Origin of the sequence: Celerinatantimonas sediminis (genome assembly GCF_046054195.1) — a bacterium.
Taxonomy (GTDB): domain Bacteria; phylum Pseudomonadota; class Gammaproteobacteria; order Enterobacterales; family Celerinatantimonadaceae; genus Celerinatantimonas.
Genome location: NZ_JBEQCS010000013.1, coordinates 53,320 through 74,771, shown reverse-complemented (window position 1 = coordinate 74,771; position 21,452 = coordinate 53,320). Strand labels below are relative to the sequence as shown.

Annotated in this window: 18 protein-coding genes; 12 read left to right on the top strand and 6 right to left on the bottom strand. The window is 43.3% G+C overall.

The genetic code is table 11. The annotated features are described in order from the left end of the window. The first annotated feature begins 38 nt into the window (after window positions 1–38). The 6 genes from ABTQ23_RS14610 (at window position 39) to ABTQ23_RS14585 (ending at window position 9,014) form a co-directional block, all read left to right on the top strand. Window positions 39–1,748: an autotransporter assembly complex protein TamA gene (locus tag ABTQ23_RS14610; protein ID WP_408616480.1), complete on the top strand. Its 1,710-nt coding sequence runs from the start codon at window positions 39–41 to the stop codon at window positions 1,746–1,748. After that, window positions 1,745–5,422: an autotransporter assembly complex protein TamB gene (gene tamB, locus ABTQ23_RS14605; protein WP_408616479.1), complete on the top strand. Its 3,678-nt coding sequence runs from the start codon at window positions 1,745–1,747 to the stop codon at window positions 5,420–5,422. The genes ABTQ23_RS14610 and tamB overlap by 4 nt, the downstream gene beginning before the upstream one ends. Window positions 5,423–5,486: 64 nt before the next feature. Then, entirely contained in the window at window positions 5,487–7,136 is a 1,650-nt protein-coding gene (locus tag ABTQ23_RS14600) for an FAD-dependent oxidoreductase (RefSeq protein WP_408616478.1), read from the top strand. A gap of 2 nt (window positions 7,137–7,138) precedes the next feature. After that, window positions 7,139–7,543, top strand: a complete 405-nt coding sequence (locus ABTQ23_RS14595) for a YeeE/YedE family protein (RefSeq protein ID WP_408616477.1) — start codon at window positions 7,139–7,141, stop codon at window positions 7,541–7,543. Window positions 7,544–7,553: 10 nt separating this feature from the next. Further along, window positions 7,554–7,964 carry a DUF6691 family protein gene (locus ABTQ23_RS14590; protein ID WP_408616476.1) on the top strand — a complete coding sequence of 137 codons (411 nt, stop codon included), beginning with the start codon at window positions 7,554–7,556 and terminating at the stop codon, window positions 7,962–7,964. A gap of 126 nt (window positions 7,965–8,090) precedes the next feature. Then, the gene (locus ABTQ23_RS14585; protein WP_408616475.1) at window positions 8,091–9,014 is read left to right on the top strand and encodes a polysaccharide deacetylase family protein; all 924 of its coding nucleotides are present in this window, start codon (window positions 8,091–8,093) and stop codon (window positions 9,012–9,014) included. A 40-nt stretch (window positions 9,015–9,054) separates the two neighbouring features. On the opposite strand, the gene ABTQ23_RS14580 is transcribed toward ABTQ23_RS14585, so the two are convergent. After that, window positions 9,055–10,854 carry an aminopeptidase P family protein gene (locus ABTQ23_RS14580; protein WP_408616474.1) on the bottom strand — a complete coding sequence of 600 codons (1,800 nt, stop codon included), beginning with the start codon at window positions 10,852–10,854 and terminating at the stop codon, window positions 9,055–9,057. A gap of 360 nt (window positions 10,855–11,214) precedes the next feature. Here ABTQ23_RS14580 and ABTQ23_RS14575 point away from each other — a divergent pair, with 360 nt between their 5' ends. From ABTQ23_RS14575 to ABTQ23_RS14565, 3 genes are all read left to right on the top strand, one after another. Beyond that, complete coding sequence (locus ABTQ23_RS14575; protein WP_408616473.1) at window positions 11,215–12,021, top strand: transporter substrate-binding domain-containing protein; 807 nt, start codon at window positions 11,215–11,217, stop codon at window positions 12,019–12,021. A gap of 65 nt (window positions 12,022–12,086) precedes the next feature. Further along, on the top strand, window positions 12,087–13,031 hold the full coding sequence (locus ABTQ23_RS14570) for an amino acid ABC transporter permease (RefSeq protein ID WP_408616472.1): 945 nt from the start codon (window positions 12,087–12,089) through the stop codon (window positions 13,029–13,031). Window positions 13,032–13,050: 19 nt separating this feature from the next. After that, window positions 13,051–13,776: an amino acid ABC transporter ATP-binding protein gene (locus tag ABTQ23_RS14565; RefSeq protein ID WP_408616530.1), complete on the top strand. Its 726-nt coding sequence runs from the start codon at window positions 13,051–13,053 to the stop codon at window positions 13,774–13,776. 44 nt (window positions 13,777–13,820) lie between these two features. Here ABTQ23_RS14565 and ABTQ23_RS14560 read toward each other — a convergent pair whose 3' ends face one another. Beyond that, on the bottom strand, window positions 13,821–14,678 hold the full coding sequence (locus ABTQ23_RS14560) for a tetratricopeptide repeat protein (RefSeq protein WP_408616471.1): 858 nt from the start codon (window positions 14,676–14,678) through the stop codon (window positions 13,821–13,823). A 237-nt stretch (window positions 14,679–14,915) separates the two neighbouring features. Here ABTQ23_RS14560 and ABTQ23_RS14555 point away from each other — a divergent pair, with 237 nt between their 5' ends. Then, window positions 14,916–15,716, top strand: a complete 801-nt coding sequence (locus ABTQ23_RS14555) for a response regulator transcription factor (RefSeq protein ID WP_408616470.1) — start codon at window positions 14,916–14,918, stop codon at window positions 15,714–15,716. A 7-nt stretch (window positions 15,717–15,723) separates the two neighbouring features. Here ABTQ23_RS14555 and ABTQ23_RS14550 read toward each other — a convergent pair whose 3' ends face one another. The 3 genes from ABTQ23_RS14550 to ABTQ23_RS14540 are packed head-to-tail and all read right to left on the bottom strand — an operon-like array spanning window position 15,724 to window position 17,185. After that, window positions 15,724–16,329 (bottom strand): hypothetical protein, encoded by a 606-nt coding sequence (locus ABTQ23_RS14550; protein ID WP_408616469.1) that lies wholly within the window; start codon window positions 16,327–16,329, stop codon window positions 15,724–15,726. A 54-nt stretch (window positions 16,330–16,383) separates the two neighbouring features. Beyond that, window positions 16,384–16,836, bottom strand: a complete 453-nt coding sequence (locus ABTQ23_RS14545; protein WP_408616468.1) for a hypothetical protein — start codon at window positions 16,834–16,836, stop codon at window positions 16,384–16,386. A 58-nt stretch (window positions 16,837–16,894) separates the two neighbouring features. Next, on the bottom strand, window positions 16,895–17,185 hold the full coding sequence (locus ABTQ23_RS14540) for an HlyU family transcriptional regulator (RefSeq protein WP_408616467.1): 291 nt from the start codon (window positions 17,183–17,185) through the stop codon (window positions 16,895–16,897). Between the two features lie 75 nt (window positions 17,186–17,260). Here ABTQ23_RS14540 and rmuC point away from each other — a divergent pair, with 75 nt between their 5' ends. Further along, on the top strand, window positions 17,261–18,682 hold the full coding sequence (gene rmuC, locus ABTQ23_RS14535; protein WP_408616466.1) for a DNA recombination protein RmuC: 1,422 nt from the start codon (window positions 17,261–17,263) through the stop codon (window positions 18,680–18,682). Between the two features lie 53 nt (window positions 18,683–18,735). Further along, entirely contained in the window at window positions 18,736–20,595 is a 1,860-nt protein-coding gene (locus ABTQ23_RS14530; protein WP_408616465.1) for a GGDEF domain-containing protein, read from the top strand. On the opposite strand, the gene ABTQ23_RS14525 is transcribed toward ABTQ23_RS14530, so the two are convergent. After that, window positions 20,565–21,269 (bottom strand): pseudouridine synthase, encoded by a 705-nt coding sequence (locus ABTQ23_RS14525; protein WP_408616464.1) that lies wholly within the window; start codon window positions 21,267–21,269, stop codon window positions 20,565–20,567. The genes ABTQ23_RS14530 and ABTQ23_RS14525 overlap by 31 nt on opposite strands. Window positions 21,270–21,452: the final 183 nt, after the last annotated feature.

Here is a 21,452-nt window from a genome sequence, read left to right as displayed (position 1 = left end):
AATAATAAAGTGTATTGCTATTGTATCAGGAAAATCCGTTGCGCAGACTTGCGTTGCTTCTTTGGTTGATAAGTAGCCCCGTGATTGCTGGCATAAATTATCAGGTCGATGGTGGCACTCAACCGCAGCGGGCGAATGTTGAAGCTTTTTTAAAAGCCCAGAATTTATCGAATGATAACTCTGATGAATTTATTATTGCGCACTCCCAAAAACAGGTGAGTGAGGCGCTCGAAGCGTTAGGGTATTTTGCCGCTCAGGCGCAAATTAAGCTTGAGCGCAGCGATGATGACATTCAAGTTAATGTTCATATTACACCGGGTACCCCGGTGCGAATTACTCGCTTTGATTGGCAGCTATCAGGGCAATTAAACGACTCAGCTGATTTTAAAGTGTTGTTTAAAAATCAAGCGCCGCACGAAGGAGATATCTTTAATAGTGGTGATTACGATGCCTTTAAATCAGCCGTCAATGAATATGCTAGCTCGCATGGCTATTTTGATGGGCACTTTTCACAAGCGAAGGTCAGCGTAACTCGCGCGAAAAGAGAAGCTGTGATTCATCTGCATTATGACAGTGGCGTTCGCTATCGCATTGGTAAAATTAATTTTTCAAGCCCAGATGTGCCGACCAAGTTATTAACTGGTCTTGCTGATTTCTCTTTAGGCGCTCCTTATGATGCGCAAAAAGTGGCAAGTTTTAGTCAATCACTGAATCAAACCGGTTATTTCAGATCGGTGTTAGTGACGCCCAAAATGGGCAAACGCAACAATGGCCAAGTTGATTTGAATGTCGATCTCAGGCGCAAGAGTGCGAATATTTTTGGTGTTGGCCTTGGTTATTCAACCGATGAAGGTGTTAAAGGTAAGTTTAAATGGAATCACCCATGGGTTAACCGCTGGGGCCATCAGTTTAGTGCCAGTATTGAAGCATCTAAAACCGATCAGACTCTCTCAACTGAGTATCGAATTCCGGTGACCAACCCGGTGAACGATTATATTGCGTTGCAAACCGGTTATGAGCGCGAAATTGATAACGATACTGACAGTCGCAGCCATTTGATTACGCTGCTGCGACAATGGGATTGGGACCCACAATGGACGCCGCAAATCTTCTTTAAAACGCTTTATGAAGACTATCGACAAGGTCAGCAGAATGATTCGACGCTGTTATTTATGCCGGGGTTTAGTTTAAGCCGAATTCGTACCCAAGGACCCAAAGCCGACCCATCCTGGGGCGATACCGAATCATTTATGGCTGAAGTTTCAAGCCCCGAGTGGTTTTCTGATGTCGCATTAACGAAATTAAAAGCACATACCAAATGGCTGCGCAGTTTTGGTCGAAGCCGAATTATCGCCAGAGCCACCAGTGGTGTGATTATTGTTAACCATATCTCCGATGTGCCAGCGTCCATGCGATTTTTTGCCGGTGGCGATGAGAGCATTCGCGGTTATGGTTATAAATCAATTTCTCCGCGCGATAGTTCTGGCGATCTGGTCGGGGGTAAATATCTAGCGACAGGAAGTCTTGAATATAATTATCAGTTTGCTGATAAATGGCGCGCCGCTGTATTTTATGACACAGGTACCGCCGCTAATAACTTTGATGAACGACTTTATGCTGGAGCCGGGGTTGGCTTGCGCTGGTTAACACCAATTGGTCCGGTTCGGATTGATTTTGCTAAACCGCTGGTTAAAAGTGAGGAAAACGATCATTGGCGAATTCATTTTTCAATAGGGTCTGATTTATGAGGTGGGTACGCCGCAGTTTATATATTTTACTGGCTCTGTTGGTCGCAGTGATTATTTGTGCGTTGTTGCTCGTTGGTAGCTCAAGTGCAAACCAATGGGTGATTCACTATTTTTCTAAACAGATCCCTGGATTATCAATTGAAGGTAGTAGTGGCTCTTTATTAAGTGGCCTTGAATTTAAAACGCTTAAATATACAACCAATCAGCAACATATCCAGATTAGTCATGCCAAAATAGATCTGAGTACGAAGTGTTTATTACACAGTCAATTGTGTGTTGAAAAGCTTACGGCTGATGGTCTTGATGTGGCTATTAAATCTAGCCCAACGCAGTCAACAGACAACTCGAATGCATCATCCGAAGCTTTGGCTGCATTTTGGCCGATTAAGCTCAAAGGCGTGGATTTTCGAAACGCTCACATCAATATTGATGGACAAGATATCAGTTGGCGAAAGCTCACTCTGAACGCTAGCTGGGTAAAACAACGCATTCAGATAAACGCGTTGAAACTTGAGCATTGGCGCTATCAGGATGACTCGCTTAAAGCGCAACGCTCAAGCACATCCAAAAGTGAGCCTACGGCAGTTCCACAACAGCTGAGCCGCTCTTTGACTCACCATCTAAGCGTATTGCAACTGCCGTATCAAATCGATATTAAAGACTTACAGCTTGTCGATGGGCAGTTAAATTTGTCGCAAACGGTGGCAGTTCATAAGGCCTACTTGCAAGGCTCTTTAGATTCACAACAGCTCAATATCACTCGGCTTGCCGTTGACTCATCTCAAAGCTCAATGAGCGGGCAAATAAAGCTGCAATTAACATCGCCATATCAATCTGAGTTTAATCTCAAGGCAAATTGTCAGAATATTGGGCAGGTTTTAGCTAAAGGTGTGGGGCCTGCTTCGGCCTTGCATATCGATGCGAACTATCAGGGAAAAGCGAATCTAAACATCTCAGGGGAGCTGAACTGGCTCTCCCGAAGCTTGCCGTATTCGCTGAAACTTACGGCAAACTCTAGCGCCAAAGAGTTACAACCGATTAAACAAATGAAGGCGCAACTTGCTCTTCAAGGTTCACTAAAAGGTTATCAAGGGCAATTAAGCTCGCAGCTTGTCAGTATTGAACCGCTTGATATCAAGTCAACATTCGGTGGTGATTATCGCCAGATCCCACAATTTGAATTGAGTGCTAAAAGCGGCGCAGGAGAGCTTAAAGCAACCGGAGCGCTGAGTTGGTCGCCTCAATTAGTCGCTCATTCAAAAGTGACTATTCACCAGCTCGACTTATCCGCTTGGACAGGTCAGTCAATGCCGTTGATCAATGGATTAGCAACGGCGAGTTATGTTGATAATCACTGGCATATTAAAAGCGATAAGCTTTCTGGCACTTGGCAACAGCATCCTTGGTCCATCGCACTTGAGGCCAAAGGCGTGCAAGATGATGTTAACCACTTAAATGTAAGAGCCAAGTTAGCCGACAATAGGCTTTTTGTAAGCGGCAGCGTACATCAAAAACTTAATTTAACCGCCGTGCTTAAGCTAAATAACTTAGCTGTTTTACCATGGCTGGATGCAGGTAAATTGCAAGGCAAACTGGCTTTATCAGGGCCACGGTTAAGCCCCTTTGTTAGTTGGGATGTGGATGGCCAGGAGCTGAAAATAAGCCAATATGATACAGCGATTGCATCGCTTCGCTCATCGGCAAAATTTCAGTTGACGAAGAGTTTACCCGGGCAATTATCGCTAGTGCTTAAAAAAGCACACTATCAAAACTATCAGAATATTGCCGCGGATATTCATTACCGCCATCCGTTAAATGCTAACCAGCAATTGACGGTGCAGATTAAAAATTCCAAACAGTCTTTAGCGCTGAATATAGCGGGCCAGGGCGATATCAATAAATGGCAGGGAAATCTTAATAAGTTAGCGTTAAGCTCACCTGTCGGTCGTTTTAATTTGCCCAAAAAAGCGAAAATAGCCATTCATCAACAGCAGTTAACGCTCTCACCACTGTGTTTAACACAAGAAAATAGCGGCGCAAGCGTTTGTTTAACTCAACCGACTATCATAAGTGCTAATAAATTGGCAGTGCAAGGTAAAGTTCAGCAATTAGAGCTTGCGCCTTTAGCCGCGCTTTGGCTTAAAAACTTAAGTTGCAAAGCTCATCTAAATGGCCAGTTTTCGCTTAGCCGAAATAAAGGGCAACCACTTACTGCATCGTTAAAATTATCCAGCGTAAATGGTCAGTTAATTCAAACTTTAAGCTCGGCACAAACTGTTGAATATGGCTATCAGAGCGTTCAGCTCAATGCTCAACTGACCGGTGCTAAAGCAGCTTTGGCACTTAAAGCTAAAAGCCAGCAGCTTGGTGATACTCAAGCAAATCTTAGTATCGGTTTAGATAAAACCCAGCATTATCCGCTGCAAGGCGATGTTGTTTTAGCGCATCTACAATTGGCGCCCTATACGTCGCTGATTAATTCTTTGAGCCAATTAGATGGGCAATTGAACGGGCGTTTGCGCATTGCTGGTGGGCTTAATAACCCTGACTTAAGCGGCAATATTGCGATTAGCAATGGCAAGCTTGAAGGGCCTAATTTGCCGCTTGCGATAGAAAATTTAAGTAGCAATATTAAACTTGCGCATCGCCAAGCCCAAATCAGTGGCTCATTTTTAAGCCATGGCCATAAAGCGAGCTGGCAAGGGCATGTCAGTTGGCAAAATGCACAGCTCAGTGGGCAGTTGGCGCTAAAAGGCGATCATCTGGGCGTGCATTATCCGCCAGCAGATTTAGTGGTTTCACCAGATCTTAAATTAGCTGTTGATAGCGATAATATGCAAATTCAAGGGCAATTGAAGGTCGATAAGGGCATGATAAAAGTTAAAAAACTGCCGCAAAAAGCAACGTCGCTCTCATCTGACGTATCTATTGTCGATGCCAAACAAAAGTCGGTTGCCTCTAGAGCGTTAAATATGGATGTAACGGTTGATTTAGGTGACTCGCTATATCTGGATGCATTTGGTTTAACCACTCAGCTCGCAGGGAAGCTAAATGTTCAGCAATCATCAGGCAAAGCGATGCAAACCACTGGGCAAATTGGCCTTCAAGATGGGAAATTTATCGCTTATGGACAATATCTAGAGATCCAATCGGGAACGTTGACCTTTTCAGGATCTGCCAATAGTCCAATGATTAATGTCAAAGCGATTCGCGACCCGGAAAAAACCGAAGATGATGTGACCGTTGGCGTCACCGCTTCTGGTACGCCTAAACAATTGACGGTGAGTCTCTTTTCCGATCCGAGCATGGCGCAAAATGAGCAGCTTTCGTATCTGTTACGTGGCCATGGCATAACTGATGATAGTGATAGCTCGGCATTAACATCATTGTTACTTAGCACCGGATTAAATCAAACCGGTGAGCTGGTGACCAAACTTGGCGATCGGGTGGGAATTAAGCAGTTGAGCTTATCAACCAGTGGCAGTGGCGATGATACTCAGGTACAACTCAGTGGTTATCTGCTTCCGGGAGTTCAGCTTAAATATGGCCGCGGAATGTTTGAAGCAAGTAACGAAATAACACTTCGCTATCAATTAATTCCTAAGTTTTATTTAGAAGTGGTCAGCGGTCTAGAAAATGCTATTGATCTGTACTATGAATTTAGTATTGATTGAACTTTTATTTTAGAAAAAACTAATATATAGTCCATTAGATTTTTCTAAATAACAAAGGATCGTTATGAAACATATCGTTATTGTCGGTGGTGTTGCAGGAGGTGCGTCTGCTGCTGCAAGACTACGTCGTATGGATGAGAAGGTTTCGATTACATTGCTTGAGCGAGGACCATACATCTCGTTCGCTAATTGTGGTTTGCCTTATCACATCGGTACAGAAATTGTTGAACGGGAAAAATTGCTTGTTCAAACCGCCGAACAATTTTCTAAGCGGTTTAATGTCGATGTTCGAGTTGGCCACGAAGCCATTGCGATTGACCCCAGTCAACATATCCTCGAGGTTGTAGACGGTGATAAACAATACTCTCTGAGCTACGATAAACTGCTGCTTAGCCCCGGGGCTCAGCCAATTCTTCCTAATATTAGCGGTATTGATGACCCTCGTGTTTTGGTGCTTCGTTCGTTGCCTGATATGGATTCAATTATCGCGCAACTGCAGCAAAGTCCACCTAATTTGCCGATTGCGGTTTTAGGTGGTGGTTTTATCGGCCTTGAAATTGCCGAAGCGCTGCGCAAGCTTAATCGAACAGTTGTTCTTATTGAAGCTCAATCTCAGGTGATGGCAGGTATTGACCCTGAAATGGCCGCGCCTATTCACCATAATTTATTAGCGCATGGCGTTGAGCTTCATCTTCACAAATCATTGCGCAAAATTCAGAGTCTGCCGGATGGATTGCTCCTTGATGATGGTAGCTCCCAGAGTATTAAAGTGGGAATGCTTATCTGTGCGGTTGGCGTTAAACCTGAGAATCAGCTAGCAGAAGATGCCGGGCTTAAGCTTGGGGTTCGCGGCACAATTTGGGTGAATGAATACCTGCAAACCAGTGAAAGTGATATTTATGCTGTTGGTGATGCTATCCAGGTTTGTGATTGGGTTCTGAATTATCCAGCGCACGTGCCATTAGCGGGGCCTGCTAATCGTCAAGGAAGAATAGCCGCAGACAATATGCTCGGCCATGAGCGCCGTTTCCGTGGGGTACAGCGCTCAGCTATTTGCCGAGTTTTTGACCTGAGTGTCGGCTCTGTTGGTGTGAATGAACGCGCTCTTAAAGAGGCTGAGGTTGATTACCAAAAAGTTTATATTCATTCCAATCAGCATGCCGGATATTTTCCTGGTGCCTCACAAATCCATCTGAAGCTTCTTTACTTAAAAGAAAACGGGCAGATATTAGGAGCTCAAGCCATTGGTAAAGAGGGCGTTGATAAACGCATTGATGCTTTGTCAGTGGCAATACAAGCGCGGATGAATGTGTATGATTTAGAAGAGCTCGAATTATGTTATGCGCCGCCTTATGGCAGTGCCAAAGACCCACTCAATCTCGCCGGTTTTGTCGCTGCCAATTGGTTGCGTGGTGACGATGAGCTGATATACAGCGAATCGGTTAAAGATTTCGTCGGACAAATAGTGGATATTCGCAATCCTGGCGAGCTAAAAGCAGGTGTTATTGCTGATTCGATAAATATACCGCTGGATAGTTTACGACAACGTGCCAGTGAATTGGATCCGGCCCAATCGGTGTTGGTTTATTGCCAAGTGGGTCTAAGAGGGCATGTGGCCAGTTGTATGTTACGCCAACTTGGCTTTCGGGTCGTGAATCTAACGGGGGGGTATTGTACATATCGAGACTGGCTTGAAACTGTTCAAGAGGGATGACAATGGAACACAGCTGGATAATGGCTTTAATTGGTGGTGCTCTGATAGGTGCAGCTGCTTTTATTTTAATGCTGTTTAACGGCAAAATTGCTGGCATTAGTGGTATTACTTCGGCGTTGTTGGTTCGCTCGCAAAAAATTCCTCTATGGCAGTGCGCGTTTGTCGCTGGCTTGATCATGGCTCCATGGCTGCTGAATCCGTTAGGCTTGCAGTTACCTGATTTTCACCAAGTTAATCCTTGGATGGCAGTGGTCGGTGGCTTTTTAGTCGGCATCGGGACACGTTTAGGTAATGGTTGTACCAGTGGTCACGGGGTGTGCGGGGTTTCTCGTTTGTCGCCCCGTTCTATTGTCGCAACATGCGTGTTTGTTGCGTTTGGTATGTTAACCGCTTCGCTGATTCATTAGGAGAATAACGATGGTCGTTGTCGCTTGGATTGCCGGATTGCTATTTGGTGTCGGGTTGGTTGTCTCGGACATGGTTAGCCCTACACGAGTGATTGGCTTTTTACATGTGAGTAGTCAGTGGGACCCAACACTAATATTTGTTATGGTTGGGGCGATTATTGTTTTCTCATCGGGTTATTGGTTGGTGATTAAACGTCGTGAGAAATCGATTCTGGGTCAGCGATATGAATTGCCGACCCGTCGCAAAATCGATGTCCAGTTGGTGCTTGGCGCGGCTATTTTTGGTGTTGGTTGGGGATTAGTTGGAATTTGTCCAGGTCCCGCTCTCACTAGCTTAACCAGTGGCGCTTGGCCGCTGGGATTGTTTGTCCTTGCAATGCTCGTAGGGATGTATTTTATTGAGAAAGTGAAGTCTCGCTAATCGGATTATTGATAATAATTGCAACTTAGCTTTGAGTTTGAATAGGTAAATCCCATACAATATTAATAAGAGAAGTCATTACTGATGGTAATGAAATTCTCTGGGAACCAGTAAATTGCTTATTGGTTGAAGCAAATTGATATTCAGATGCATTGTGATATGGAGCAAGAACAGACAATCGTTGGGCTACGAGTTGATGTCGATACCTATCGAGGCGCAAGAGAAGGTGTTCCCCGATTACTGGATGTTTTAGATAAATATCAGGTAAAAGCTTCTTTTTTCTTCTCTGTCGGCCCCGACAATAATGGACGACGTTTTTGGCGTTTATGGGATCCGACCTACTTTAGTCAGTTCGTTCGAACCTCTTTCGCTGGGGTTGAACATCACTTCAAAGGTGCTTTTTGGCGTGGCTCGGTTATCGGCTGGCGCGTGGCTGATATTATCCAGCAAACGGACCGTAGCGGCCATGAAGTGGGATTGCACGCTTGGGATCATCATAAATGGACCACTAAATCGTCTAGAATGTCGGTCCTAGAGCTTCGAGTCGAGCTTGAGAAAGGTTACCAGCTATTAAGCCAAATATTGGGCCGAGAAGTAACTTGCAGTGCAGCAGCGGGCTGGCGTTGTAGTGAGCCGTCTTTGGCCGAGAAAGAAGCGTTTCCATTTCGCTACAATAGTGACTGCAAAGGATCTTCCATCTTTGTCCCTGAATCGGGGGCCGTGCCACAAATTCCGGTGACATTACCAACCTATGAAGAGCTGATTTATACCAAAGGGGTAACTCGCAAAAACTACAATGAAGTCATCTTTTCTAAGATTAAACCTGCGCAGTTAAATGTTTATAACATCCACGCTGAAATCGAAGGTCAGGCTCAGTTTCGGTTATTTAGTAAGTGGTTGGAAATGGCTCGCCAGCGCCAGATTAAGGTTGTTCCATTAGGACAGTTATTACCTGAGCATGCCCATTTGCCTCATGATTCGATTGTTAATATTGCACTAAGTAAAACCAATGAGTGGCAAAGTTATCAGGCATCGCAAGTTGCAAAATAAAAGCCTTCCAAAGAGGAAGGCTTAATGATTGAGTTTGACGTTATAAGGCGCTGGTAGCGTTAATCAACCAGTCTAAAACATCTGTTTCATCTTCTGGAATTTGCGGTTTGACTAGCTCGCGCACTTGTTGGTGATAATCGTTGATCCAAGCTCGCTCGGTATCGGTCAGTAACTCTAACTGCATTAAGCGTTTATCAAAGGGCACGTAGGTGAGTGTCGCGAATTGATAAAATGGCCGGTCAGCATCAGGAAGGTCAGCATTTTCTACAACCAATAAGTTTTCACAACGAATGCCATATTCATTTTCTTTGTAAAAGCCAGGTTCATTGGAAGTGATCATTCCAGGTTCAAGGGCAATATCATTTAACGCTTTAGAAATGCGTTGCGGACCTTCATGGACACTTAAGAAGTGGCCAACGCCATGGCCTGTGCCATGATCAAAATCTAACCCGTGTTGCCACAAATATTGACGAGCCAGAACATCAAGCTGTGTCCCTGTTGTGCCTTTAGGAAAACGAGCTTGAGTGAGCGCAATCATCCCTTTTAAAACCTGAGTAAAACGCTCTTTAGTTTCTTGTGGTGGCGTGCCCAGCGCAACCGTACGAGTAATATCAGTTGTACCAAAGCGATATTGGCCGCCGCTATCCACTAAATAGCTGCTGTTCATCAGCAGCGGTGCTGGCGTATCGGCATTTTTATGATTGTAGTGACACATAGCGGCATTGACTGCGGCTGCTGAAATTGTGGCAAAGCTTAAGTCGATGCAGTCTTTATCTAAATAACGAAAATACTGAAGTTTATCTGCCGCTTGTCCTTCATCTGGAAGATTGTTTTGCTGAGCACATTTATCTAGCCAGGCTAAAAAGCGCACTTCTGCCAGAGCGTCTTTGCGATGAGCTTCGCGCGTACCTTTTAGTTCACTTTCATTTTTGGCCGCTTTGGGTAGCACGCACGGGTCGGCAAGTGCCACCAGTTGAACGCCATTATCGGTTAAGCGTAACTGGCTCCAAGCATTGCTACTGGATGGGTCTGCAAGCACTTTTTGGCAGGTTTGTGCTAACTGATTTAACCCCTGTTCAAATGTATCTTCTGGATACGTGGTTACGCCTTTACCTACGTGCTGCGCAAATCCTTGCGGAATTTTTTTAGGATTTACATACCAATGCATGGTGCCATCAGCAAACAGAATCGAGCTACTTAGAGCAACCGGTAAAAATGCAATATCACTGCCGCGAATATTCAATAACCAAGCGATAGAATCCGGGGCTGTAATCAACGCTGCTTGAGCATCACTTTGGCGAATCTGTTCAGCAATCTGTTCGCGTTTTTCAAGGCTGGTTTGTCCGGCCCAATCGTTAGGCATTAGCGTTGCTGTGTCACTTGGTGCATCGGGGCGATCCTGCCAAAGCGCATCGACTGGGTTTTCTGATTCGACTAATTCAAGATGTTGATGATCGATAAGAGCTTTAATATTGCGGTACTGAGAAAGGCTAAAGGTTCGCGAGTCAATCCCAATACGGGCATTTTCATCAAGATTCTGGCAAGTCCAGAATAGATACGGTTCTTCAATTAAATGGTGAAAGCTATAAAGCTGCGCATCAACCTGTTGACGAACTTGCACGGTATAACGTCCATCAACAAATATTGCTGCTTTATCCGCGAGAATGACTGCCGCTCCTGCTGAACCGGTAAAACCGCTCACCCACAATAGTCGTTCGTTGCATGCTGGCACATACTCGCCGAGATATTCGTCGGCTCGCGGGATAATAAAAGCATCCAGATTTTTTGCCTGCATGAATGCACGAATCTGTTGCAGGCGTTGAGCGATAACTTGAGACATCTAATTTTCCTGACTCAATGAATGAATGAGATCAAGATTACGTAACTTTATGACCAAGAGCAATCGATGCATCCTAAAGCAGAGAAAAGCGCCGGAAAATAGCTATAATTGTACAAAATTGATTCATTAGATTTGTCGATTAAATAATCATGTAGTCAGTCGTTCCCATGGTTAAACACTATAAACGGCAAAATTAATGACTTAATCCATTTGACCTATTGAAATAATGCACCAGTCTGTCGCATTATGGTAAGGTCTTATCGAAGCAATCATGTTTTGATAATTCACATAAACACAACATCATATACCGTAAATCGGATTTTTACGGTGAATAATCATAAAAAAGTAGAGATGGAAATAATGAAAAAATTTTTTACTCATGCTGCATTAGGACTGGCTTTAGCTTGTTCGGCGCTCGCAAGCACACAGGCAATGGCTAAATCAGCTTTAGAACAGATTCAGGACAGTGGTAGTCTGCGAGTTTGTTTCGAAGCAGGTTACATGCCATTTGAAATGAAAACCAAAGATGGTCGTTTCATCGGCTTTGATATTGATATGGGTAAACAGATGGCACGCGCAATGGGCGTTAAATTTGTTCCTGTAAATACTGCTTGGGATGGGATTATTCCTGCTCTGCAAACAGGTAAATGCGATATCATCATGGGTGGTATGACGATTACCCCTAAACGTAACCTGAAAGTTAACTTTGCTCATCCATACATTGTTATCGGTCAGACAATTCTGATTAAACCTTCACTTAAAGGTAAAATCACAAGTTACAAAGACTTAGATAACGCTAAATATACAATCGCCTCTAAACTGGGTACTACTGGTTCTCAGGCTGCAAAACGTTATATGTCAAAAGCCAAACAGCAGCTGTTTGATACCGAAGCTGATGCAGTATTGCAGGTTGCTAACGGTAAAGCAGATGCATTCGTTTACGATATGCCATTTAACGCAATTTATGCATCTCAGCATCAAAAACAAGTTGTCTTCTTAGACAAACCATTTACTTATGAACCTCTGGCATGGGCTGTTCGTCAGGGCGATCCAGATTTTCTGAACTTCCTTAATAACTTCTTACGTCAAACCAAAGGTGACGGTACATACCAACGTATCTATGACCATTGGTTTAAATCAGACCGCTGGTTGAGTCAGGTCCAGTAGAGTTTGAAGCTAGCTGAGCGAAATGCTCAGCTAGCCTTGTTTGATTTTATATAGAGAATGTTCGAATGCAGTCTAAAACTAACCGCTGGACAGGTCATGGCTTATTCGTCGTGATCATGGCTCTGCTGATTTTCGGTGTTTATCAATCGGGTCAGCGAATTAACTATAATTGGCACTGGGAGCGATTGTGGCCATATGTGATCAACACTCAAGCGCAGGATATTCGTGCTCAGGGTGATGGAACCGCATATATTAAAAATGGCCACTTGAGCATTCAGCTCTTGGGTCAGAGTACTCCGCAGGTTATTAAAAAATATGATAAATTAACAGTTGGCGATGGCGATATGGTCTATGAAGGCGATGTTGTTGCGCAACTTAATCAATGGCAGTTTGGACCGATTGCAGTCGGGCTCTGGGTGACCATTGAAATATCATTTATCTCCTTGATTTTTGCCGTGATCCTCGGGCTTATTTTTGGGCTGATGAGGGTGGCTAAAAATCAGTTAGCCAGGGATCTATCACTGACTTATGTGGAATTGATTCGTGGCACGCCGTTATTGGTTCAAATCTTCATTGTTTATTTCTTTATTGGTACGGTCTTACATCTCGATCGATTTACTGCAGGCGTGGTTGCATTATCGGTCTTTACCGGGGCTTATGTTGTTGAAATTATTCGAGCTGGGATCCAGTCTATCTCAAATGGACAAATGGAAGCCGCTCGTTCTTTGGGGATGACCTATCCACAGGCGATGCGATATGTGATTTTGCCGCAGGCATTTAAACAAATTCTTCCGCCACTAGCTGGACAGTTCATCAACTTAATTAAAGATTCATCACTGGTTTCTGTTATCTCGATTACTGACTTAACAAAAGCTGGACGCGAAGTGGTTAGTGGGAGTTTTGCGCCATTTGAAGTATGGTTCACGGTTGCTGCACTTTACTTGCTAGTAACAGGCTCACTGTCGTGGGGAATTCAACGGTTAGAGAAGAGGTTATCTGCCAGTGACTAATCAACAAAGCAATGAATTAATGGTGGTTGCCAATGGAGTTGATAAATTCTATCCAAATGGTTGTCACGCACTTAAAGCGGTTTCAGCAACGATTCATCGTGGTGAAGTGGTTGTAATTATTGGGCCGTCAGGTTCTGGTAAATCAACGTTTTTACGCACGCTTAACCAGCTTGAAGAGATTAGCGCCGGTTCAATTATGGTTGATGGCATCGATATGTATGCTAAATCAACCAATATCAATCAGCTTCGCCAAAATGTTGGGATGGTGTTTCAGAGCTTTAACCTGTTCCCTCATAAAACAGCATTGGAAAACGTGATGTTAGCGCCGTTAAAAGTCGCAAAACGTCCTGCCAAAGAAGTTGCAGAACAAGCTAAAGAGCTGATGAAACGAGTTGGATTAGCAGATCGTATGAACAACTATCCAACGCATTTATCTGGGGGGCAGCAGCAACGTGTGGCAATTGCTAGAGCGTTGGCGATGAAACCCGATTTAATGTTATTTGATGAACCAACATCTGCGCTTGACCCAGAAATGGTCGGTGAGGTGCTCGATGTTATGAAAGGTTTGGCCAAAGAAGGGATGACCATGGCAATCGTGACCCATGAAATGGGGTTTGCCAAAGAGGTTGCAGACCGAGTGTTATTTATGGAAGAAGGCGCATTGTTGGTTGATGATACACCACAAGCGGTTTTTGATAATCCAGAACATCCTCGATTACAGCAGTTCCTTGCAAAAATCCTTTAAGTTCTAAATGAATCAAGGCGCAGCAAATGCGCCTTGATTTTTTCTTAATAAAGCAGACTAAAATAGCGACGACGGAATTTTGAGGCGATCGGATCGCCTGAAAGCGTGTTGACGATGTCTAAAAATGTCTGTTTTGCTTCACCATTGGCACTGTCTAAATTTTTGCTCAGCATGCTAAATAAAAGCTCTAGCGCATCTTCATTACGATTGGCTTGAGTGTATTGAACCGCCAGCTGAACTTTTAGCTCATCATCTTCTGGGTTTTGTTCAATCCTTTTTTCAAGCGCTTGCATTTGCGGCGTATCAGATGCTTTTTCTAACAGTTCAACTTGGCTGAGTAATTCGTGATATTCAGCTTGTTGATCTTCAAGTTTGGTTTCATTTAGTAATTTTTTAGCTTCTTCCCAGCGATTATTCGCAACTAATGCGCGAATGTACATAAAGTGTATATCAGTGCGTTTTGAATCGATATCCCAAGCTTCTTTGGCGGCGTTTAATGCATTGGCTAAATCGTTCGCTTCTAGAAATTCTTTGGCCTCGTTGAGCTTGATATCTTCGGCTTTGGGCAGATATTTCTCCAGTATTTCTCGGATTGCACCTTCAGGTTGTGCGCCCGCAAAGCCGTCCACAGGCTGGCCGTTTTGCATGATCATTACGGTTGGCAGACTGCGGATGCCAAATTGTCCAGCTAGTGGTTGCATCGCATCTGCATTTACGCGAGCCAAGGTAAACGCGCCCTGATACTCATTGGCTAATTTTTCTAAAATAGGCATGAGATCTTTACAAGGCTCGCACCAATCAGCCCAAAAATCGATAACAACAGGGGTTTCAAACGATCGGTCAATCAAAATGGATTTGGCATTTTCCATCGTGATATCAACGATATATTCAGCTGTAGACATAAAAATTTCCTTCGGTGACTTTGCCTTTGAGATGGGGATGAGAAGACCTAATTTCAAGAGCCTAAAGATTGATGATGGCTTGTTTTACTCGGTTTGTCAGGTAATTGTTAGTTTTGTGCTCTGAGTACAGTTATCGATTTTTAGCTTAATGGGCTACATTGATACTAAAATTAAGCTAAATTAAAAGCAGACAAATATACAGCTATAACGGATTGTTGTTATTCAGTGTGAGGATTTATGCAATCACTATCCCTTTCGGAACTTACTATTTTGTTGGTTGAGCCATCGCATACGCAGCGCAATATTATTCATAGAAAACTACATGAAGCTGGAATTGATCAGTTTCTATTTGCTGAAAATTGCACGAGTGCTTATGACGTTGCCGTTTCGAAATTTCCAGATTTAGTCATTAGCCCAATGTATTTTGATGATGGTACAGCAACTGATTTAATTGAGGCTCTGCGTAATAATACCTTGCTTGAATCTACCGCTTATATGTTGATTTCTAGTGAAGATAAATTTCATTCATTAGATGCGATAAAACAAGCGGGTATTGTGGCTATTCTACCCAAACCATTTCAGTTTTCAGATTTAGTCAATGCACTGAATGCCACACTCAGTTATATCGAGCCTGAAGATCACGACAATAGTGAAATAGAGCAAAGTCTTCGAGAAATTTCAGTATTAGTTGTTGATGATAGTAAAACGGCTCAGAACCATATTTCTAAAGTGTTACAAAATATAGGGATAGTTGATATTCGCCGAGCTAATAATGGGAAACAAGGACTTGAGGAGCTATCAGAGCGTGCCGCAGATTTGGTGATTTCCGATTACAACATGCCGGTGATGAATGGCGCAGCGTTTGTTGAAGCACTAAGACATAGCGAAGAATTTAAGCATATTCCAGTGATGATGGTTACCTCAGAAGATAACACCGCCAAACTCAATGGCGTTCGTCAAAGCGGTGTGTCAGCGTTGGTTGATAAACCTTTTGATATCACTGATGTCAGGCGGATGATCATGGGGATGCTGCGTTAATTATTATCTATTCATCGTATTGGGCTAATGGGACTAAATTTAGCGCTAATTTATCGATTTTATGAAATAAGTTGTGAACGATGAAATGGGTATATTGGCGGCGATTATAGTCACTGAGCTGTTTAATTTCGTGAGGAATTTTACCTTTCACTCGATAATAGCTAACGTAAGTATGTGCAGCGGTTATTTGATGTTCAACGTATAAAAGCTCTGACAGTTCAACCTGCTTTGAGTGTGGGTTGAAATCATATTTTAAAATAAAGTGAAAGGCTGTATTATCTTCTCGGTAGGCTGCAATAACAATCGAGTTAAGCGAGTGCGAGTTATTAAGCTTTAATGGTTCTTCTTGCTCTAATAGCGGGTAAAACTGTTGATCGATTGTTTTGGCGATGAGCACTTTATAATCTATTGCATTTTTCCGGTGAGGATAATATTTACTCTTATTGTTTGTCGAGTCAGCTTGTGGCATTGGCGCAATAGTATGGTTAAGCTCAGCATATTCTTTATTAAAGAAATATTTTCCAGAGCTATTGGCGCAAATATCGATTGGATGTTTAACGCCTTCAAGCTTGATGGATGCGTTGCAATGGCTTGCTTGCGCAATAGGGCTCATTAGCACAGACATCAATACTAAAATTAAATAGTATCTCATCAATAACCTAAGTGATTATTTAACTTTTTTGGGCATCACGCCTGTTGCAGGAGATACGGTAATGGTAATGCGACTATCGCCAAATTTACTGCCAGAAATCTGAAGCGTTGCTACCCGAGTTCCTTTCATATATGTGAGTACCGCATTTTGGCTTTTAACTGATGCAACCAAGTTCCAGCCGAGCTCAGGCATATGTTGGCGGTAATAATCAAAGGTCGCAAAGGGTGTCATATCATTATTAAGCACTAACCGTCCCATCCAGTCATCACCTTCACTGATGATAATTGATGCCTCAGGGTCAAGTTTTGTATCTGAATTAGCTGGAATATCTTCAAATGCCGTGAGTTCTTTTTGTTTCCCATTTTGCGTTACCGTTCCATCAGTTTGATGACTTGAGATAGCGCTTTGGGTACAACCTGTAACCAATGTTAATGTTGCAAGAGCAAGTAATGTGATTAACCAACGCATCAATATAAACTCCGTGATTTTAATATGGCTATAATCCGTATTATGAATTTGGCCGTGATTATGACTCAAATATTTTTTCGCCGAGTTGGTCAATAAAGACCTGACATTTGCTAATGGTCAACTCGACTGCTTGTTCTTCGCTCATGCATACGTCACTGCGAATAAAGCGATGTTCACAGGCATTTTCGCCAACAGTTTTACGAATATAACCTGCTACTCGATACTGGCCTTTTTCAGCGATTGGTTCAGGTGTAATACTAAATCCTTGATAGTCCACCGACTCATGTTGTTTAGTAGCCGTCGGAGCTGGGGTGCTAAGCAGGGCTTTAAGAGAATTAAAAAGACCCATAATTATTCCTTGATTCATACAGATACAGCCCTGATGATACCGGGCTAATAGCATAGATACAACGGAGAAACCGTCGTGGGCAATTTTTTCACACAGCCAATTTCAATCACCTGGGTATATCTATTGGTGTTGATTATAGGTGTTAGCTGGTTTTTTTGCTGGTTTATCCGCCAGCGATTTACCAAGATTCATCAAGATTACCAGACGCTTAAACGTGAGTATGAACTGTTGCAAACCCAATATGACAGTTATCGAGATGAAAATTATCATCTGCAGCAACGCCAGCAGCAACTCATCCATCAACAAGGGCAATTGCAAGCAAAAGCTGAATATAGTGATGCATTGCAGAGCCAACTGAATGAACAGCGTATCGCTTTAGAAAAAGCGTTTACTAAACAATCTGAGCTGCAAAGCGAGATTGCTCGTCTTGTGCAGCAACGTGAAGATGATGCTAATCAGCTTTCCCAGCTTGCCAAAACCGAGCAGCGTTTTAAAGAAACATTCGAAAATTTAGCGCAACAGATCTTTGAGAAAAAAGCGACCACGATGCAAGAGCAGAACCAACAGAGCATGAATGGTTTGTTGGCACCGCTGCGTCAACAACTGGATAATTTTCGCCAGCAAGTCCAGCAAAGTTACGATACCGAATCGCGCGAGCGCCACTCGCTGAAATCTCAGGTTGAACGACTAAGTGAACTTAACCAAAAAATGAGTGAAGAAGCGGTGAATTTAACCCGAGCACTCAAAGGCGACAACAAGCAGCAAGGGAATTGGGGCGAAGTGGTCTTAGCTCGTATTTTAGAAGAGTCCGGGCTTCGAGAAGGGCATGAATATCGCCAGCAGGTAACAGGAAAGAACCAACAAGGACAGGTCATTAAGCCTGATGTCGTGGTTTCTCTTCCTGATAACCGCTGCGTTATTATCGATTCAAAAGTAACTCTCGTTGCTTATGAGCGGTACTGTCGCAGTGAAGATGAGCCAAGTGCAGAAAAAGCACTTCAGGAACATATTCGTGCGGTGCGTGGCCATATTAATGGTTTGGGACGCAAAAACTATCAGACTTTATACGGTATCGAAGGGCTCGACTTTGTACTGTTATTTATTCCAATCGAAGCGGCCTTTCAACTGGCTTTACAACATGACTCAGAGCTTATCTCGTTAGCTAGTCGGCAAAACATTTTATTGGTTAGTCCAAGTAGTCTATTGGTTGCTTTGCGCACGGTAGAGAATCTTTGGCGTAGTGAATATCAGCAACGTAACGTCGCTGAAATTGCTCAGCGGGCAGGGCGTTTATACGATAAATTCTGCGGCTTTGTGGATGACTTAACCCAGATTGGCAGCCAAATTGATAAAGCGCGTGATAGTTATCAAGGGGCATTGACGAAGCTTTCTGCAGGGCGCGGTAATTTAATCCGACAAGCTGAGCAACTGCGAGAGTTGCAAGTGCCGACAACTAAACAGCTCCCCGAAGAGCTACGTAATCAACAAACATCATAATTGTAAATGACTGACTATACTTGAGCTTATTGATTAGACAAGATGTTTTGCCAATGAGCTCAAGCGCGCAGCAGTACAAAGCAAAAAAAGCGAGGTTATCGCGTCAAGGATGGTTCCTTGGGTTAAATGTGCTTTGGGTTTTGCTTATCTTTGCGTTTGCCGCAGAAGCTATCTATCTGCAGTATCGCCACACTAGTCGCCAAGTAGAACAAGAGTTTCGCCTCTCTTTTGATGCTTATCAGTTGCAAATCAATGAAGCTTATCGACAGTCACTGCAACGTAATTTTCTGATTGCGCATGAACTTAAAGCCATGCAGATGGATGATAAGTTGCAGTTTCTGAAATTTAAGTCACTGTTCTCTTCGATGCGGCGATATCAAAAATTAACCGGGAGCTTTTATTATATCTCTGCTAGTGGTCAAGTGGTCGGTTGGATTGATACCCCCACCGGTTATAACTTAACCAAACATCTTCCTGAGCGATTAGCGCAAAAAATCAATAAAAATGATCTGGCAGCGTTGTCTACGACGGATTTTTTTGGGCCAGGTTTTATCGGGTTACAAACCGCTGTATTAAATCATCAAAATAAGTTTTCAGGTTGGTTGTTGAGTATTTATTCACCTGAGCAAATTCGCAAGTTAACACCATTAACAGGGAGCCAATTGATTCGTTCTAATTCGGTCGTGTTAACGCCATCAGGCTATTTTTATGTTGGCCATAATCAATTAACTCACCAGATATTAGTCAAAGTGACTCACACTTTTAACGTCAAACAACAAGGCGATCAGTTAGAGAAACTCACGCAAGGCCAATATGGCAAAATTGCCACGTCTAACGGACAGTTGTTAGTTAGCTGGATTACAGTTTCAGATGATAAATTTCCGGCTGTGATATTAATCAATTCAAAAATGATCTTAGGTTTGATAAAAAATTGGATTATAGCCGTCACACTGGGTGCTCTTGGACTTTTAGTGCTTGGGTTGTTGGTGATTTTCTTATTAGGTGTTCAATATAAACGTCGTCAGCAGTTAGCTTTATCAGCAGCGGTCTTAGAAGCCGCTTTTACTCGAAAAATATTTCTGGCTATTCTTGATCTTCAAGGGCGAGTGAAACGAGTAAACAATTTCTTTCTAGCGACATTTGGTTTGCGTTTTATCGATATGCAAATGCAACCACTTGATCAAATCGTTCACTTTGAACCGGCTTTACCCAAGTTACTTGAGATGGCCGCAAAAAGAGGGCACTGGCGTGGTGAAATGAAGCTAAGCCTGATGGAGAAATCGGTTTATGTACAATTTGATATATCGCTAGTTAAAGAGAAGAATCTGCCGGAGCTGTTTGTATGCTCTGGGATTGATAATCAGGCTCAGCGGGAAATGGCCAAATTACTCGCCACTCAAGCAAACACGGACTCACTCACTGGGTTATATAATCGAACGTTTTTGAATGACCAGATACAACGAGAGATTAAACGCTGTGAACGCAATAAATCCCCCTCATCGTTATTGCTGATAGATATCGATTATTTTAAACAAATTAACGATCAATTCGGGCATCTAATGGGAGACCAATTATTGGTTGAATTTTCCCAGTTGCTTTCCACCCGGGTGCGAGCCAGTGATGTATTGGTTCGCTGGGGGGGAGAAGAATTCGTAATTTTAGCTCCCGATACCTTATTGGATGACGCTAGCCAACTTGCCGCTCAACTATTATTAAGCGTGAATGAACATCGCTTCACCCAACAAATTCGATGTAGCTGTAGTATTGGTGTTTCGCAATGGGTAAGTGGACTCAATGCTCAGCAACTGTTTCAGCAAGCCGATGAGGCGCTCTACGAAGCGAAAGCATCGGGGCGAAACACCTATCGGGTTTGGGGAAAAAATCAGGATGATAAAAATGCGCTGACTTCTTGATCACTCAGTCTGCGGTATTCACCTGGTTGTAAATTTCCATCAAGGCTAATAGTACCTATTTGTTCACGGTGTAAAGCGGTCACTTTGTTACCAACGGCTGCGACCATTCTTTTAACTTGATGGTAGCGCCCTTCAATGATACTCAACCGGATTATTTGCTCATCCACTCGTTCAACTTGGGCAGGTAGTGTGGGAGTCTCTTCGCCGCGAAGCATAACGCCTTCACTCAATAACCGCAAAGCTTGCTCTGTTAGGGGCTCGGCAAGGGTTGTTAAGTATATCTTGTGCTGGTGATGGCGAGGCGAGGTGACTTGGTGGGACCATTGCCCGTCGTTGGTTAATAGCAGTAAACCGGTGGTGTCCGCATCAAGTCTGCCCGCAGCATGTAGAGCCGGGTTGCAAAACTCCTCGATGAGATCGAGTGCACTGGGATGATTGGCATCCTCTCTGGTGCTTGTATAACCTGCGGGCTTGTTGAGCATAAAATAGCCAGGCAAGCTTAGATGAAGTTCTTTTCCTTCAAAGGTGATGGTGTCTTTATCTGAGACTGATATTTTCCCTTGAGTGACGATTTGACCATTCAGTGAAATTTGTTTGTGATTGAGCCGCCGTTTAACCTCACTACGAGGTAAGCCCGTTGCATGGCTGACGAATTTGTCCAGTCTTTGGAGCATTTGAGTACATCTTTAAGGTAAATTTATAGTTTAATCCAAGCGCTGTGGTCATGATAGCTTTCTTTAAGCTCACAACTGGCTAATTTGCTCTGTATCTGGCGAAAAATATAAGCGTATTATCTGCATCATTGTTATAACCGTTAATGCAAATGAGCCAATATTGTAACGAAGTTGCGCGTATCG